Annotated in this window: 14 protein-coding genes; 10 read left to right on the forward strand and 4 right to left on the reverse strand. The window is 56.2% G+C overall.

Translation table 11 applies throughout. From position 1 onward, the window contains the following. The first annotated feature begins 368 nt into the window (after positions 1-368). Both OVA10_RS10530 and OVA10_RS10535 read left to right on the forward strand, forming a co-directional pair. Complete coding sequence (locus OVA10_RS10530; protein ID WP_102104042.1) at positions 369-3,146, forward strand: flavocytochrome c; 2,778 nt, start codon at positions 369-371, stop codon at positions 3,144-3,146. A gap of 94 nt (positions 3,147-3,240) precedes the next feature. Continuing rightward, complete coding sequence (locus tag OVA10_RS10535) at positions 3,241-4,206, forward strand: FAD:protein FMN transferase (protein ID WP_268195885.1); 966 nt, start codon at positions 3,241-3,243, stop codon at positions 4,204-4,206. Here OVA10_RS10535 and dcuR read toward each other — a convergent pair. Further along, the gene (gene dcuR, locus OVA10_RS10540; RefSeq protein WP_100779675.1) at positions 4,187-4,906 is read right to left on the reverse strand and encodes a two-component system response regulator DcuR; all 720 of its coding nucleotides are present in this window, start codon (positions 4,904-4,906) and stop codon (positions 4,187-4,189) included. The two genes, OVA10_RS10535 and dcuR, sit on opposite strands and share 20 nt — an antisense overlap. Further along, positions 4,903-6,519: a sensor histidine kinase gene (locus tag OVA10_RS10545; protein ID WP_102104040.1), complete on the reverse strand. Its 1,617-nt coding sequence runs from the start codon at positions 6,517-6,519 to the stop codon at positions 4,903-4,905. Before OVA10_RS10545 ends, dcuR begins: the two co-directional genes overlap by 4 nt. A gap of 164 nt (positions 6,520-6,683) precedes the next feature. On the opposite strand from OVA10_RS10545, the gene OVA10_RS10550 reads away from it, so the two are divergent. The 5 genes from OVA10_RS10550 (at position 6,684) to OVA10_RS10570 (ending at position 10,727) form a co-directional block, all read left to right on the forward strand. Further along, a complete protein-coding gene (locus OVA10_RS10550; RefSeq protein ID WP_268195887.1) occupies positions 6,684-7,547 on the forward strand; it encodes an N-acetylmuramic acid 6-phosphate etherase in 864 nt (287 codons plus the stop codon). Positions 7,548-7,758: 211 nt separating this feature from the next. Next, positions 7,759-8,028 carry a cell division protein DrpB gene (gene drpB / locus OVA10_RS10555; protein WP_100779678.1) on the forward strand — a complete coding sequence of 90 codons (270 nt, stop codon included), beginning with the start codon at positions 7,759-7,761 and terminating at the stop codon, positions 8,026-8,028. 48 nt (positions 8,029-8,076) lie between these two features. Next, a complete protein-coding gene (locus OVA10_RS10560) occupies positions 8,077-8,772 on the forward strand; it encodes a phosphohydrolase (protein WP_268195889.1) in 696 nt (231 codons plus the stop codon). Between the two features lie 49 nt (positions 8,773-8,821). Continuing rightward, positions 8,822-10,255 (forward strand): DNA cytosine methyltransferase, encoded by a 1,434-nt coding sequence (locus tag OVA10_RS10565; protein WP_268195891.1) that lies wholly within the window; start codon positions 8,822-8,824, stop codon positions 10,253-10,255. Beyond that, positions 10,236-10,727: a very short patch repair endonuclease gene (locus OVA10_RS10570; RefSeq protein ID WP_248858684.1), complete on the forward strand. Its 492-nt coding sequence runs from the start codon at positions 10,236-10,238 to the stop codon at positions 10,725-10,727. Before OVA10_RS10565 ends, OVA10_RS10570 begins: the two co-directional genes overlap by 20 nt. Here the strand turns inward: OVA10_RS10570 and yedA are convergent. Continuing rightward, on the reverse strand, positions 10,699-11,613 hold the full coding sequence (yedA, locus tag OVA10_RS10575) for a drug/metabolite exporter YedA (RefSeq protein WP_268195892.1): 915 nt from the start codon (positions 11,611-11,613) through the stop codon (positions 10,699-10,701). The two genes, OVA10_RS10570 and yedA, sit on opposite strands and share 29 nt — an antisense overlap. A 177-nt stretch (positions 11,614-11,790) precedes the next feature. On the opposite strand from yedA, the gene OVA10_RS10580 reads away from it, so the two are divergent. From OVA10_RS10580 to dgcQ, 3 genes are all read left to right on the forward strand, one after another. Next, positions 11,791-12,702: a DUF808 domain-containing protein gene (locus OVA10_RS10580; protein ID WP_100779682.1), complete on the forward strand. Its 912-nt coding sequence runs from the start codon at positions 11,791-11,793 to the stop codon at positions 12,700-12,702. 78 nt (positions 12,703-12,780) lie between these two features. Next, entirely contained in the window at positions 12,781-12,963 is a 183-nt protein-coding gene (locus OVA10_RS10585; RefSeq protein ID WP_100779683.1) for a YodC family protein, read from the forward strand. 126 nt (positions 12,964-13,089) lie between these two features. Continuing rightward, positions 13,090-14,781, forward strand: a complete 1,692-nt coding sequence (dgcQ, locus tag OVA10_RS10590; protein WP_268195893.1) for a cellulose biosynthesis regulator diguanylate cyclase DgcQ — start codon at positions 13,090-13,092, stop codon at positions 14,779-14,781. Here dgcQ and OVA10_RS10595 read toward each other — a convergent pair. Next, the gene (locus tag OVA10_RS10595; protein WP_231275930.1) at positions 14,748-15,575 is read right to left on the reverse strand and encodes a mannosyl-3-phosphoglycerate phosphatase-related protein; all 828 of its coding nucleotides are present in this window, start codon (positions 15,573-15,575) and stop codon (positions 14,748-14,750) included. The two genes, dgcQ and OVA10_RS10595, sit on opposite strands and share 34 nt — an antisense overlap. Positions 15,576-15,866 lie beyond the last annotated feature (291 nt).

Raw genomic sequence — 15,866 nt, forward strand, 5'->3', positions numbered from 1 at the left:
CCCTATTGAGTTATGTGGATATTATCCGTTTGATAGGTTTTATTTGACGGGGTTGATATTTTACGCAAACGATATTCAATTAAAAAGCACATATAAATCATATGCTTGTTTGATCCATTCTCCCGCAAGTAAAGTAATGAAAACGTTAACGGAATTGATATTATTGTGAACGCGGTATCCTAATATCAATAACACCAATGTAGTAATAATGTTATTGCAGGGATTAAATAGTTTATTAACTAACGTAATAACTTTAGTAACTAAAAATAGCGTTATATTAATACCATGACATCGGCAAAAAAATTAACCAGAACATAATCCGATAAAGAATTCTCAGATTTCAATTTTAAAAGTTTGGAGTTTCTATTATGAGCACTAACGAACGAATTCTTAGTCCTTTCACCTTACCGAATGGTACGGAACTCAAAAACCGTCTGTTGATGGCGCCGATGACCACCTGCACCGGTTATTACGACGGCACGGTGACCAGCGAGCTGGTGGAATACTACCGCGCGCGCTCCGGCAGCATCGGCACCATCATTGTTGAGTGCTGTTTTGTTGACGATCTGGGTCTGGCTTTCCCCGGCGCCATCGGTATCGACAACGACGAGAAAATCGCCGGGCTGGCAAAAATTGCCGAGGCCATCAAATCCAAAGGCTCTAAAGCGCTGCTGCAGATCTACCACGGCGGCCGCATGGTGGACCCGAAACTGATCGGTGGCCGCACGCCTGTCGGCCCAAGCGCGGTGGCCGCACCGCGTGAAGGTGCCGCGACCCCGGTGGCATTAACCGGCGAAGAAGTCGAAGGCATGATCGGGAAATTTGGCGAAGCGGTTCGTCGTGCGATTCAGGCGGGCTTCGACGGCGTCGAAATTCACGGTGCAAATACCTATCTGATCCAGCAGTTTTACTCCCCGAACTCCAACCAGCGCGACGACGAGTGGGGCGGCAGCCGTGACAACCGCGCCAGATTCCCGCTGGCGGTCCTGGACATCACCCATAAAATGGTCCGTCAGTACGCCGACGACGCTTTTATTATCGGCTATCGCTTCTCGCCGGAAGAGATGGAAGTTCCGGGCATCCGTTTTGACGACACGTTGTACCTGCTGGAAAAACTGGCCGCCCGTGGCCTGGATTACCTGCACTTCTCCGTGGGTGCAACGCTGCGCCCATCCATCGTAGATACGCAAGACCCAACCCCTTTGATCGAGAAATACCACGCCATGCGTTCCGAAACGCTCGCGCAAATTCCGGTGATGGGTGTGGGTGGCGTTGTGAACGCCGCAGACGTTAACGAGGCGCTGGACCACGGTTACGATCTGATTGCTGTGGGTCGCGCGACCATCGCCTATCCGGACTGGACCGACCGCATCCGTGACGGCGAAACCCTGGAGCTGTTTATGGACAGCACCCAGCGTGAAGCGCTGCACATCCCTGAGCCGCTGTGGCGCTTTTCGCTGGTGGAAGCGATGATTCGCGACATGAGCATGGGCGAATCAAAATTCAAAGCGGGTGTGTTTGTCGAAACGGTGCAGGATGACACCAACGAGCTGGTGATTAACGTCAGCCTCGAAACCGACCGTATCGCCGACATCGAACTGGCGTCTGGCCCAACGCAGGACGTTGAGTTCATCTCCAGCTTCGAAGAGATCCGCAGCCGCATTCTCGACGCGAACACTCCGCACGTGGACGCCATCACCGGCGCGACCAGCCAGAGTGAAGCCGTGAAAAAAGCGGTATCTAAAGCGATGGTCAAATCGAGTAAAGTGCTGGCGGCAGAAGAGGGCGTCGACCCGAACGCTGCCAAAGCGTTTGACGTGGTGGTTGTCGGCAGCGGCGGTGCCGGTCTGGCGGCGGCGATTCAGGCTCACGACGAAGGGGCAAGCGTCCTGATTGTCGAGAAAATGCCGACCATCGGCGGGAACACCATTAAAGCTTCTGCCGGGATGAACGCCGCAGAAACCCGCTTCCAGCGTGTAAAAGGCATCCAGGACAGCAAAGAACTGTTCTACCAGGAATCCCTGAAAGGCGGCCATAACAAGAACAACCCGGAACTGCTGCGTCGCTTTGTCGAAAACGCACCAGAGGCGATCGAATGGCTGGCAACGCGCGGGATCATGCTGAATGACATCACCACCACGGGCGGAATGAGCATCGACCGTACCCACCGTCCAAAAGATGGTTCTGCGGTGGGTGGCTACCTGATTAGCGGCCTGGTGCGTAACGTCAACAAACGCCACATCGAGGTGATGCTCGATACCTCCGTGAGCGACATTATCGTTGAAAATGGCGAAGTGACCGGCGTACGTCTGACCACCGAAGAGAACGAAACCCTGACCGTAGCCACCCGCAGCATTGTGATGGCGACCGGCGGTTTCAGCGCCAACAGCAGCATGGTCGTGAAATATCGTCCGGATCTGGACGGTTTCGTCACCACCAACCATAAAGGGGCTACCGGTGGCGGTATCGCGCTGCTGGAACGTATTGGCGCAGGCACCGTCGATATGGGCGAGATTCAGATTCACCCGACCGTTGAGCAAAACACCTCGTACCTGATTTCCGAATCTATCCGTGGCGGCGGCGCTATCCTGGTGAGCCAGAAGGGCAGCCGTTTCTTCAACGAAATGGAGACCCGCGACAAAGTCTCGGCGCAGATTATCGCGCTGCCAGAGAAATACGCTTACATCGTCTTTGATGAGCACGTTCGCGCGAAAAACAAAGCGGCGGATGAGTACATAGCCAAAGGCCTGGTGACCAGTGCCAGCTCGCCAAAAGCGCTGGCTGAAACCCTGGGGATGGATTACCACACCTTCCTCGACACCCTGGAGCGTTACAACGGCTTTGTGGAAAAACAGCACGACGATGATTTTGGTCGCACCACTGCGCTGCGCGCCCCGATCAACGAAGGCCCGTTCCATGCCATTCGCATCGCACCGGGCGTGCACCACACCATGGGCGGCGTGACCATCAACACCGAAACTTGCGTGCTGAACGGCGAACACCAGGTCATTCCGGGTGCCTTCGCGGCGGGTGAAGTGGTCGGCGGTATCCACGGCGGCAACCGTATCGGCGGTAACGCAGTGGCAGATATCATTATTTTTGGTACCCTTGCCGGACACCACGCCGCGATGCGCGCAAAACAGTAGTCTCAATGCCCGGTGGCGCTTGCGCTTGCCGGGCACGGTTTTGTCGGCCGGATACGCGCAGCGCCATCCGGCACTCTAACCGAGGAGCGATTCCATGTCTGACGACCATCGTGTCTACAGCTATTCCGCCACACTCATGGGCTCCCCCATTCTTTTGAAGCTCTTTTCGAATAACGAAGCCCTCGCATCTCGCGTGTTTCGCCTCATCAAACAGTACGAAGATCTCCTGACCGTCAACCGCGCACCGTCGCAGGTGATGGACATCAACCAGGCTGCCGGGAAACACCCCGTCAGCGTCAGCCGTGCGGTGTATGAGCTGATCCGCGTCGCGAAGGCCGCAAGCACACTGGAAAACAGCGCCTTCAATCTGGCCATCGGCCCGCTGGTGAAGCGCTGGAAGATTGGATTTCAGGGTGACAGCGTGCCGCCCGCAGAGGAGATCGCAGCGCTAATGGCGCTGACCGATCCGGCTGATGTTTTACTCGACGATTCGGCCAGCAGCGTATTCCTGACCAAACCGGGCATGGAAATTGATCTCGGGGCCATCGCCAAAGGCTACATTGCCGACAGGGTGCGCGATTACCTGCGCAAAGAGGGCGAAACCCTCGGCCTGATTAACCTCGGCGGCAATATTCAGACGCTCGGCGCGCCGGAAGGGGGCTGGTCCCTCGGCATCAAAACGCCTTTCGGCGGGGCCGATGAGCTGGTCGGTACACTGACGGTGGAGAATAAGTCGGTGGTGACATCGGGCACTTACGAACGCTTTTTCGAACGCGACGGCAAGCTCTACCACCATATTCTGAACCCGCGCACGGGCTATCCGCTGGATAACGAACTCGATAGCGTCACCATTATCTCGACGAACTCTATCGACGGGGATATCTGGACCACGCTGATTTACGGGATGGGCGTGGAGAAGGGCTGTGCCGCGCTGCGCGCGCGGCCTGATATTGAAGCGGTGTTTGTCACCAAAACGAAAGAGGTGGTGCTCTCCTCCATGAAGCATTTCCGCTTCACGCTTCTGGATAATCGCTATCGCCTTACTGGCAATATTGTTTGAGCAGACCCGCCTGCTCTGGCTGCAGCCGGTAGCGATACACCGGACGCCCCGTCGCACCATAGTGAATGCTGGTGAACAGAATGTTAATCTGCGCCAGCCAGATCAGATACTTACGGCACGAGACGCGGGAAATTCCCACTGAGTTCGCCAGATCGTCGGTGGAAAACTCGGTGTCGGGATGGGCTTCAATCCACTGGCAAATGGTGCGCAGCGTCTGCGGTGTTAAGCCTTTCGGCAGACGCTTGCTGTCTGCCAGCTCCGGCGCGCCGCCGTGCAGCAAGCGATCCACATCGGCCTGTTCATAATACTGATGCGAGCCCATCAGCTGCTTCTTCTCCTTCCAGCCGTTCAGCGCCTCTTCAAAACGCGGGAACTGGAAAGGTTTGATCAGATAATCCACCACGCCGTAGTGCATCGACGTCTGAATAGTAGTGGCATCGGACGCCGACGAAATCATGATCACATCAATCGGGCGGCCAGAAGCGCGAATCACCGGCAGCAGGTCGAGACCGTTGTCCTGCTGCATATAGACATCCAGCAGCACCAGATCGACAGGCTGTGCAGGATTATTAATCACCGCTTCGGCCTGATTCAGCGTAGAGGCGACGCCGCAGCAGCTAAACCCCTCAACCCGGTTAACGTACAGACGGTTCAGGTCGGCCACCATGGCATCATCATCGACAATTAAGACATTTATCACGCGATTTTCCTCTCGCTATCCCAGGGGATCTGTACAAAAAATTGAGTAAATACGCCAGGCTCGGATTCGACGGCAATCTCACCGCCCAGTTTTTCGAGCTGCTGGCGAACAAGGAAAAGCCCCACGCCGCGATTTTCACCCTTCGTGGAAAAGCCCTTCGTAAAAATATGCTCCAGCTGCGCAGGATCGATACCCGGACCGTCATCGCTGATTTCACAGCTGAGCCAGCCATGTTGATAATGCATCAGCAGACCCACTTCGCCCTCAGGCTGGCCGGTCATCGCATCCAGCGCGTTTTCGATCAAATTACCCAGCACGGTAATCAGCACCGTCACCTGTTCCGTATTCGGCGTGTCCGGCACCTGACACTCGTCGGCCAGCGTCAGGGTAAACCCCGCTTCCTTGGCGCGGTTGATTTTACCGAGCAGGAACCCGGCGATGACCGGTGATTTAATTTTATGCTGAATAGCGCCGATATCGGTCTGATAATTCTGCGCGGTCTGAATGACGTACTCTTCGAGCTTGTCGTAGCGCTTCATGTGCAGCAGGCCGAGGATCACGTGCAGCTTATTCATAAACTCATGGGAGTGCGTGCGCAGGGCGTCGACATAGCTCACCATGCCATCCATGCGCTGCATCAGCTCGCGAACTTCGGTCTTGTCGCGAAAGGTGCTGATCGCCCCAATCACTGAATTCTGGCTTCTGACCGGAAAGGTGTTGCACAGCAGCAGACGTCCGTTGCAGTCGATCTCCTGATCCTGCAGGGCTTTTCCGGTTTGCGACACCCGGCGCAGGGAGGCGAGCATCGGCATGTGGCGCGGCTCATCGGTGCTGCTGGCGGGCAGGAGCAGGATCTGGCGGGCGGCATGGTTAATCATGGTCACGCGCCCCTGGCTGTCGACGGCGATCACCCCCTCTTTCAGAGACTGCAGCATCGCCTGGCGCTGTTCAAACAGGGCGGAGATTTCATAGGGTTCCAGCCCAAACAAAATCCGCTTGAGCAGATGTACCAAACCCCAGGTGCCGAGCGTACCCATTAGCGCGCTGAAGAGCACCGTCCAGATCGCCCCCCAGCGGCTGCGGCTGATCTGTTCATCGACTTTGTTGAGGGAAATCCCGACGGCGACCACGCCAATCTGCTGGTGATTATCGTCGTACACCGGCGTGAACACGCGCAGCGCTTCGGCCAGCACGCCGTGGTTGACCGAGACGTTCTCCTTCCCTTCCAGCGCGGGTTTGATGTCGTCGCCGATAAAGCGTTTGCCGAGCAGGGTGTTGTTCGGGTGAGAGTAACGCACGCCCTGCATGTTGGTGACAACCGCGAAAAGCAAATCGTTTCGGCGAGTGATCGCATCAGAAACGGACTGGATGGGGCTGTTTTCCGGCGAGTGTTGCAGGCCGCGTTTCACATCCGGGCTGTCGGCGAGGGTACGGGCGATGGCCAGCGCGGTATCTTTGACGCCGTCGCGCGTGGCGCGGGTGACCTGCATAAAGTAGAGCGCGAACGTCACCAGCAATACTGACCCAATCACGCTGCACACCATCAGCGTGACAAGGGTATTGAGCTTCATTGGGCGCTTGCGCGTCATGGCTAAAGGCTGCAAATCGCTCATCGAAACCCCGTGGATAATGATAAAGGGGTAATTATCGCTGATGACGGCGCTTTCTTAAAGCGATGTAAAAGCTGACGAATGCTCGCCTTTTCGTGACCCCCCTCGCAGGTCATCCATATAAAACACTTTATAGTGTGGGGGAATTCATAAATAAGGAGCAGTTTATGAGCGTTAAGCTGAACGGTTTGGTCACGGAAAGACGCCACGCGGATACGGCGGATATCGACAGGTTGTCAACCCTGGACATGCTGAATGTGATTCATCAGGATGATAAGTGCATTACCGATTCTATTACTCCCTTCTTACCCGTCATTGCCCGTGTGGTCGATAACGCGGCGGCTACACTGAGCCACGGCGGACGGCTGTTTATTGTCGGCGCCGGAGCCTCCGGCCGAGCGGCGCTGCATGCGGCGCTGGAGTTTGCGCCGGGAAAACACCCGGTGATGGGTCTTGATGCCGGAGACGGCGCGGGAAACTACGATCGTGGTGTGGCCGATCTGCAGGCGATGAATTTTGGCGATCACGACATGATGCTGGCGCTCTCTGTCAGCGGCAAAACGCCGTGGGTCTGGGGGGCGATGCGCCACGCCTGGTCACTGGGATCGCCGGTCGCCATCATTACGCATGAAGCACAAAGCGAAGCGGCACAGCTGGCGAGTATGGTCATTGCGCCGCAAACCGGGCCAGACGCGGTAGCAGGCTTTACGAATGCCAAAGCGGGGATGGCGCAAAAACTGATCCTCAATATGATTGCGACGGGATTAGCCGTTCGCACGGGCCGGGTTTACAGCAATATGCGCGTGGATCTGGAAGCAAAAAACACCAAATGGGCCGAACGACAAATTGCGATTGTGATGGAAGCGGGTGGCTGCACGCGTGCCGTCGCTAAAGCGGCGCTGGAGAGCTGCAATCACCACTGTAAGACCGCCGTGCTGATGGTATTGACCGGTCTGGACGCCTGGCAGGCCCGTGATTTGCTCGAAAATAACAATGGATTTATTCGCGTGGCGTTGCAGGAAGCGCCGTAAATCCTGAGGTGGTGAACAAAAAGGTCGCAGATGCGGCCTTTTGTGTTTTTGAGATTCTGATGATTAATTGCGTGCGATCAACTTAAGGTAAATCCCTTCACCTTTACCGTCGCCTGACGACAAAAACAGTGCCAAAATGTGACTTTATTCACACTTTTGAGCGCGCAATGTGAAAGCAGTAACGTCGTTACCGCTGCAGTAAAGGGTAAACATGGAACAGAACACGACTCGAGGCCTGGGAGGCAAGCTCGCCCTGTGGGCGTTTTACGCATTTTGCGGGTACTTTGCCTGGGCAATGCTCCGCTATTTATGGGTGGTCAGCAAAATTCCGTCTGCGCCGGATATGGTTGTCGAGGGCGATTTAGGCTCAACCAGCGGGAAGTGGATCGGTGCGTTTCTCGGTTTTCTGGTGCTCGGGGCGGTGGGCCTGATACTGGGCGGTATCGCCTGGTACACGCGCCCGCGCGGCAACAACGAGTGAATGGCCGACGGAAAATTGTTAAGGTGAGCGTTTTGTGAAGGAGAGAGCATGGAACTTGCCCACTGGCCCCAACGCTACGAAACCTGGTTAACGGAACACCACGCCACGGATGATGCGGCCCATGACATTTCGCATTTCCGCCGCGTGTGGATGACGGCGCAGCGCATAATGGTGGGGCAACCCGTCGACGCGCTGGTCGTCCTGACGGCCTGTTATTTCCATGACATAGTCAGCCTGCCGAAAAATCATCCGGAACGCAGCCACTCCTCGCGGCTGGCGGCGCGCAAAACCCGGCAAATCCTCACTGATTTTTTCCCGGATTTCCCGGCGGATCGCTTTCCGGCCCTGGAACATGCCATCGAAGCCCACAGCTTCAGCGCCGGGATTGCGCCGCAAACCCTTGAAGCCAAAATTGTGCAGGACGCCGACCGGCTGGAAGCACTCGGTGCGATTGGTCTGGCGCGCGTCTTTGCCGTTTCGGGAGCGCTTGGCGTGGCGCTGTTTGATGCCGACGATCCCTTTGCTGATGAGCGCGAACTCAACGACAAACAGTTTGCCCTCGACCATTTCCAGACCAAACTGCTGCGTCTGCCAGAGACCATGCAAACTGAAATGGGGCGCGAGCTTGCGAATCATAACGCGCACTTTTTGGTGCAGTTCATGGCGAAACTCAGCGCGGAGCTGCAGGGCGATTGTCTTGGCAGCGATGCGCAGGTGCTGAGCCGATTCCAGCGCAGTCTGTAGCGTCGAACTATGGTAATCTGTCCCCAGTCTCTTTTGCCCGGTTAAAGGTATGCAGGAAAAACGATCAGTGATACCGCCCGCACTTCTGCTGGCAGAGAAATCCACGGCCACGGTGCAGGCGTTATTAAGCAAACTGCTGACCATCTATGATGCGAAAACGCTGGTCAATGACCTGAATGCGCAAGGTGAAAGCCACTGGAGTCCTGCGATCCTGAAGCGACTGGTCACCAGCGAGCGGGCAGGGCACCGTCTTAGCGAGCGGGAATTCATCTACCTGCAAAATCTGCTGCCGCGCCCGCCAGCCATTCATCCCAATTATGCTTTCCGCTTTGTCGACTTGTTCGCCGGTATCGGTGGGATCCGCAACGGCTTCGAGGCCATCGGCGGTCAGTGTGTCTTTACCAGCGAATGGAACAAACACGCGGTACGCACCTATAAAGCCAACTGGTACTGCGATCCGCATGCCCACCATTTTAACGAAGACATCCGCGATGTGACGTTAAGCCACAAAGCGGGCGTCAGCGATGCAGAGGCGGCGGAGCATATCCGACAAAATATTCCTCAGCATGATGTGTTGCTGGCCGGCTTCCCTTGCCAGCCGTTCTCGCTGGCTGGCGTGTCGAAAAAGAATGCCCTTGGGCGGGCACACGGATTTGCCTGCGATACGCAGGGCACGCTGTTTTTTGATGTCGTGCGGATTATCGACGCCCGTCGTCCGCCGATTTTTGTGCTGGAAAACGTCAAGAACCTGAAAAGCCACGACGGCGGAAAAACCTTCCGCATTATTATGCAAACCCTGGACGAGCTGGGCTATGACGTGGCGGATGCACAGGATATGGGTGCCGACGATCCCAAGATTATCGACGGCAAGCACTTCCTGCCGCAGCACCGCGAGCGCATTGTGCTGGTGGGCTTTCGCCGCGACCTGAACCTGAAAGGCAACTTTACGCTGCGCGATATTCCGTCGCGCTATCCGGCGCATCGTCCTTCCGTGGCCGAACTGCTGGAGCCGGTGGTGGACGCCAAATTTATCCTCACGCCGGTGCTGTGGAAATACCTCTACCGCTATGCCAAAAAGCATCAGGCGAAAGGCAACGGCTTTGGTTTTGGCATGGTCGACCCGACCAATCCGCACAGCGTGACCCGCACGCTGTCGGCCCGTTATTACAAGGACGGAGCCGAGATTCTGATCGATCGCGGCTGGGATAAAGCGCTCGGAGAAGTGAATTTTGACGACCCGCAGAACCAGCGCCATCGTCCGCGCCGCTTAACGCCGCGCGAGTGCGCGCGCCTGATGGGCTTCGAATCGCCGCAGGGTTACCGCTTCCGCATTCCGGTTTCTGATACCCAGGCCTATCGCCAGTTCGGTAACTCCGTGGTGGTGCCTGCGTTTGCGGCGGTGGCAAAACTGCTTGAGTCGCGTATCCAACTGGCCGTCAAATTACGCCTGAGCGAGGCCGTCAATGACGGATGTGCACAATAAGGCGACGCGCAGCAAAAACATGCGTGCGATTGGCACGCGTGACACCGCAATTGAAAAACGGCTGGCAGGGCTTTTAACCTACAGCGGCTTTGTATTTCGCGTGCAGGATGCGGCACTGGCAGGCCGCCCTGATTTCGTCCTCGACGATTATCAATGCATTATCTTTACCCACGGCTGTTTCTGGCACCATCACGACTGTTATCTGTTTAAAGTCCCGGCGACGCGCACCGAGTTCTGGCTGACCAAAATCGGCAAGAACGTGGCGCGTGACCAGCGTGATATCACTACGCTGATGGCGCAGGGCTGGCGCGTGTTGATTGTCTGGGAATGTGCCCTGCGGGGCAGACTGAAACTCGATGATGCCGCGCTGACCGAGCGGCTGGAGGAGTGGATCTGCGGCGGCGGTCAAACCGCGCAGATCGACACAACAGGCATTCACGCGTTTACTGCTTTTCCACCTCACACGGGGTAACGGTCGGTTTCGCCGGGAACAGGTATTTTCCGAGCGTCACCAGTACCACCGCCATAATAATCACCCCCAGCGCTATCCATTCGACGGATGACAGCACTTCTCCCGCAAAGGTCGTCCCCAGCAACACGGCTACCACCGGGTTGACGTAGGCGTAGCTGGTCGCAACGGCAGGGCTGACGTTGCGGATCAGGAACATGTATGAGTTGATCGCGATAATCGAGCCAAAAATTGCCAGATAACCGACCGCCAGGAAACCGGACAGCGTCGGCATCGTAGTCAGTTTTTCACCGCTCACGGCCGAGACGAAAAGCAGCGCCATGCCCGCCGCCAGCATCTCGATGGCACCGGCCATCATGCCGGAAGGCAGTTCCACTCGTGAACCCAGAACGGAGCCAAATGCCCAGCTCAGGGAGCCAATCAGAATCAGCACCGCGCCCCACGGATTACCGCTCAGGTTCCCGCCGCTGTTGAGCAGAACAATGCCCGCCAGACCAATGGCGATCCCCATCCACTCCAGCTTGCGGGTGCGGATGCCGAACAATCGGCTAAAGCAGAGGGTAAACAGCGGTACCGTGGCGACCACCACCGCCGCAATACCGGAGGGGACGTTCTGGTGCTCGGCCACCGTCACACCGCCGTTACCGACGGCCAGCAGCAGCAGGCCGATCAGCGCGGCGTTTAACATCGGGCGCAGCGGTGGGAGTTTATGCCCGCGCAGCAGGAGAAATGTCAAAAGCAGCACACCGGCAGAGATAAAACGCACGCCAGCCATCATCAGCGGTGGCCAACTCTCCACGCCGATACGAATCACAAAATAGGTCGAACCCCAAATGATGTAGAGCGAAAACAGCGCTCCAATAAGGGGTAATAATTGCCGAAAACGCATAATCCTTCACCGCGATATAAAAAGGTCGCATACAGTAAACGTGAAAACTATCGGGCTGGCGAGTCCTTTAATTGTGTCTTTGATGTGAATTATTTGTTGACTTGAGCTACCTGTTTCAGCGTTTCGCTTTTTGCTCCATACTATTCACTTAATTATCAAAATAAGAAGGATCAGATTTTGGCAGGAAGTAGCTTATTAACATTGCTTGATGATATTGCCACCTTGCTGGATGACATTTCAGTGATGGGAAAACTGGCCGCGAAGAAAACGGCCGGGGTGCTGGGGGATGATTTATCCCTTAACGCGCAGCAGGTGACGGGCGTGCGCGCCAACCGTGAGCTGCCGGTGGTGTGGAGCGTGGCGAAAGGGTCCTTTATCAATAAAGTGATTCTGGTGCCGCTGGCTCTGCTGATCAGCGCCTTTATCCCCTGGGCCATTACGCCGCTGCTGATGATTGGCGGGGCGTTCCTCTGTTACGAAGGCGTCGAGAAAGTGCTGCACTCCTTCGGTTCCCATAAAGACGCAGAGACCCCGCAGGCGCGTCAGCAGCGCCTGGAAGCGCTTGCGGCGAAGGACCCGCAGGCATTCGAGCGCGATAAGGTGAAAGGGGCCATTCGCACGGACTTTATCCTCTCGGCTGAGATCGTGGCGATCACCCTTGGTATCGTGTCGGAATCGCCGCTGCTTAACCAGGTGCTGGTGCTCTCCGGTATCGCGATTCTGGTCACCGTAGGCGTGTATGGCCTGGTGGGTGTGATCGTGAAACTGGACGACATGGGCTATTGGCTGGAGCAAAAATCCAACGCGCTGGCAAAAGCGGTGGGTAAAGGTCTGCTGGTACTGGCGCCGTGGCTGATGAAATCACTCACCATTATCGGCACCCTGGCGATGTTCCTCGTCGGCGGTGGGATTGTGGTACACGGTATTCCACCGCTGCATCACGCGATTGAACATTTCTCCGCTGAATACGGAGCGGTGGTGGCAGCGATAGCACCGATGATCGCTAACCTGGTGATTGGCTTCATTATTGGCGCCATCGTGATTGCCGCCGTGAAGGGTATCGAAAAGCTGCGCGGGGTTTCGCACTAATTGTTCCCTGCGTCACTATGCAAAAATGCCATTCCTCGTCTAGATTGAAACAGTTTCACCCTGATACAGGAGGCGGGTATGGTCTTTGTGGTCAGTGATGAAGTTAAGTCAAAAAAGGGTGGTCCACCAATGATTGTCACCGGCTATTCCAGCGGTATGGTGGAGTGCCGGTGGTACGACGGGTACGGCATCAAGCGGGAAGCGTTTCGTGAAGACGAGCTTCTGCCAGGTGACGAACGACAGCGTCGCGACACGGCTTAATCACGCAACGCCAGGCATGTCCGGGCGTTTTTGTTGACTATCGTCCTGCGCAGTGCTTGTCTTAAGATATCGAACCGCGGCGTTGGGTTATAAGCGGATGATGCAAGATTTCAGCAGGGAGTGTCTGTGCAGCGCGATGTCTATAAAGCAAAAAAGCAATTTCTGGAACGGTTACGCCATCATCCGGGAAAAATTGTTAATCTCTGTTTTTTGGTTGTCCTCATTTTTTCTACAATCCTGACCTGGCGCGAAGTGGTGGTGCTTGAAGAGGCGTACATCTCAAGCCAGCAAAACCATCTGGAAAATGTCGCCAACTCCCTCGACCGACAGCTTCAGTTCAGCATTGATAAACTGCTCTTTTTTCGTCACAGCATGGGCGATGCGCTGCAAACGCCGCTCGGCTTTCGCGTGTTGCACGATGCGGTAACCAGCTTCAACCGCCTGCGCACCGACCCCTTCTGGCAGCTGGATGTCGACCAGCAGCGCACCTTACCCATTAGCGGCGTCTCAGACGCGACGGTGGCGCGTACCACCTTATTGGCGCGGGATAATCAGCGCATCGGCAATGAACTCTCCGCCGCGCTGGAGGTGGGGTATTTACTGCGTCTCGCCACCTCGACCACCGGTAAAGAGCGGCGCGTCTCGTACGTCTCGCGGGCGGGTTTTTTCCTCTCAACAGATCCCTCACCGCTCAATCACACCCTGATCTCGCGTTATTACGAGCTGGTGACGCGCCCGTGGTTTACCGAGCAGACTGAGCGGCAAAACCGCGCGCGCGGCGTGCGCTGGTTTATAGCACCGGTATCCGGGGCGCAGGAAGAGCGGGTGATCACCGCCAGCCTGCCGGTCTATCTGGACCACTACTGGTACGGCGTGCTGGCGATGGATTTCACCCTCCCGACCATGAAGCAACTGCTGACGGAAGCCGTCGATAAGCGCACGGACGGGGAGTATCAGCTTTACGACAGCCGCCTCAACCTGATCACCACCTCCGAGCCGCCGGACGGCCTGGTGAATCAGTTTGACGAGCGCGAGCGGGCGCAAATTGCTCACGCCATCGAAGGCGACACGGAAGGGGGAATTCGACTGAATTCGCGCTATGTCAGCTGGGAGCGCCTCGATCATTTCGATGGCGTGGTGCTGCGGGTTCACACCCTGCAAGAGGGCGTTAACGGTGAGTTTGGTAGCATCAGCATTGCGCTGGCCCTGCTGTGGGCGCTCTTTACGGCGATGCTGCTGATTTCCTGGCTGGTGATCCGTCGGATGGTCAGCAACATGTACCGGATGCAACATTCCCTGCAGTGGCAGGCGTGGCACGACCCGCTGACGCGTCTGAACAATCGCGGCGCCTTGTTTGAACGGGCGAAGGTGCTGGCCGAAGAGTGCCGTCAGCAGAAATTGCCGTTCTCCGTGATTCAGATCGATCTGGACCATTTCAAAAGCATTAACGACAGATTCGGCCACCAGGCGGGCGATAAAGTGTTGTGCCACGCAGCCGGGCTGATCGCCAGCGCGTTACGCACCAGCGACGTGGCCGGGCGTGTCGGTGGCGAAGAGTTTTGCGTGGTGCTGCCAGGGGCCACGGCGCAGGAGGCGGCAAATGTCGCCGAGCGTATTCGCGCCTGTATCAATCGCAAAGAGATTCTGGTGATGAAGAGCACCACCACGCGGATCAGCGCCTCGCTCGGGGTGAGCAGTACGGAGGAGAACGGTAATTTCGACTTCCCGCAGCTGCAATCCATTGCTGATATGCGCCTCTACCTGGCGAAGCAGCAGGGGAGAAATCAGGTGATGTGGCGCGATGCAGCTAAGAAATGATCGAGTCCTTCACTCCAGCCTTCCGGTCCCGGTTGGGTGGTGTGATAGACCCGCTCAGGAATGTCATCCTGTAGCTGAATACCGAAACGGTTAATGCCTTTTACCACCACGGCGTAATCGACGTTATCGAGCAGGGGGGCGTCATTAGGGCCATCGCCCAGTCCGATGGTGGTGGGAACAAATCCCTCGCGTTTGCGGTACTCGTCTATAAGCCAGTTCACCGCCTGATCTTTACCGCCGCGCGCGTCCAGAATGTGCCAGAACCGTGCTCCCTGCACGAACTTCAGGCCGAGCTGGACCAGTTCAGCTTCAAACTGCGTCATACGCTCATCGCTGTCGCGCCAGATAAGGGTAATCGAGGCTTCATGCAGTCGTGCCAGCGCTGAACGCTCGCGGTTAAGCCCGGTCCATTCCCCGATGACCCGTTCATCGACATCATCGAAAGTCGTGAATTTATACCCGGTGCGCTCACGTATCGGATCAATCAGACGGCGAATCTCAGTGTGCGGTGTCCCGTTAATCAGGCGCGGCGCGTCGGGGTGATCGTCCCAGCGCACGTCGAGCTGAATAACCGCGCCGTTTTCGGCGATAAAGGGCAACCCTTCCAGCCCCAAATCCTGCTGAATTTCGAGCGTTTCGGCAGCCGTTTTGCTGCTGCATAAAATGACCGGGATCTGATGATCCTGCAATTTATTCAGCCAGGACGTGGCGGGGCGCCAGTCATAGGTATGAATATCCAGCAGCGTACCGTCGAGGTCGGTAAAAATCAGCAGCGTCTCCTTAAGTAGGGACATAGCATCTCCTGAAAGGTGTTGTGCCTGAGATTAATCCTAAAACAAATTTTGCATAAGCAGTCCCGATTCCGGAACCGATCCCGCCGACCCGCATGGGGCAAGGGCCGCGATTCATAATCAAAACTGACAGTTACCGCAAATAGCATTTATGAAAGGAATATATCCTTGTCATGCAATTTTATTGGGGATAAGGTAAATCCCACATCAGATTTCCTGGTGTAACGAATTTACAAGTGCTTCTTGCATAAGCAAGTTTGATCCCGGTCATCCCCATGACCGGGATTTTTTTCG

This window comes from Lelliottia sp. SL45, assembly GCF_026672535.1.
Lineage (GTDB): Bacteria > Pseudomonadota > Gammaproteobacteria > Enterobacterales > Enterobacteriaceae > Enterobacter > Enterobacter nimipressuralis.

What these genes read in the sequence shown, in the direction of transcription:
- OVA10_RS10530 (WP_102104042.1), top strand. Translation starts at nt 369, where the DNA reads ATGAGCACTAACGAACGAATTCTTAGTCCTTTCACCTTACCGAATGGT.
- OVA10_RS10535 (WP_268195885.1), top strand. Translation starts at nt 3,241, where the DNA reads ATGTCTGACGACCATCGTGTCTACAGCTATTCCGCCACACTCATGGGC.
- OVA10_RS10545 (WP_102104040.1), bottom strand. Translation starts at nt 6,519, where the DNA reads ATGAGCGATTTGCAGCCTTTAGCCATGACGCGCAAGCGCCCAATGAAG.
- OVA10_RS10550 (WP_268195887.1), top strand. Translation starts at nt 6,684, where the DNA reads ATGAGCGTTAAGCTGAACGGTTTGGTCACGGAAAGACGCCACGCGGAT.
- drpB (WP_100779678.1), top strand. Translation starts at nt 7,759, where the DNA reads ATGGAACAGAACACGACTCGAGGCCTGGGAGGCAAGCTCGCCCTGTGG.
- OVA10_RS10560 (WP_268195889.1), top strand. Translation starts at nt 8,077, where the DNA reads ATGGAACTTGCCCACTGGCCCCAACGCTACGAAACCTGGTTAACGGAA.
- OVA10_RS10565 (WP_268195891.1), top strand. Translation starts at nt 8,822, where the DNA reads ATGCAGGAAAAACGATCAGTGATACCGCCCGCACTTCTGCTGGCAGAG.
- OVA10_RS10570 (WP_248858684.1), top strand. Translation starts at nt 10,236, where the DNA reads ATGACGGATGTGCACAATAAGGCGACGCGCAGCAAAAACATGCGTGCG.
- yedA (WP_268195892.1), bottom strand. Translation starts at nt 11,613, where the DNA reads ATGCGTTTTCGGCAATTATTACCCCTTATTGGAGCGCTGTTTTCGCTC.
- OVA10_RS10585 (WP_100779683.1), top strand. Translation starts at nt 12,781, where the DNA reads ATGGTCTTTGTGGTCAGTGATGAAGTTAAGTCAAAAAAGGGTGGTCCA.
- OVA10_RS10595 (WP_231275930.1), bottom strand. Translation starts at nt 15,575, where the DNA reads ATGTCCCTACTTAAGGAGACGCTGCTGATTTTTACCGACCTCGACGGT.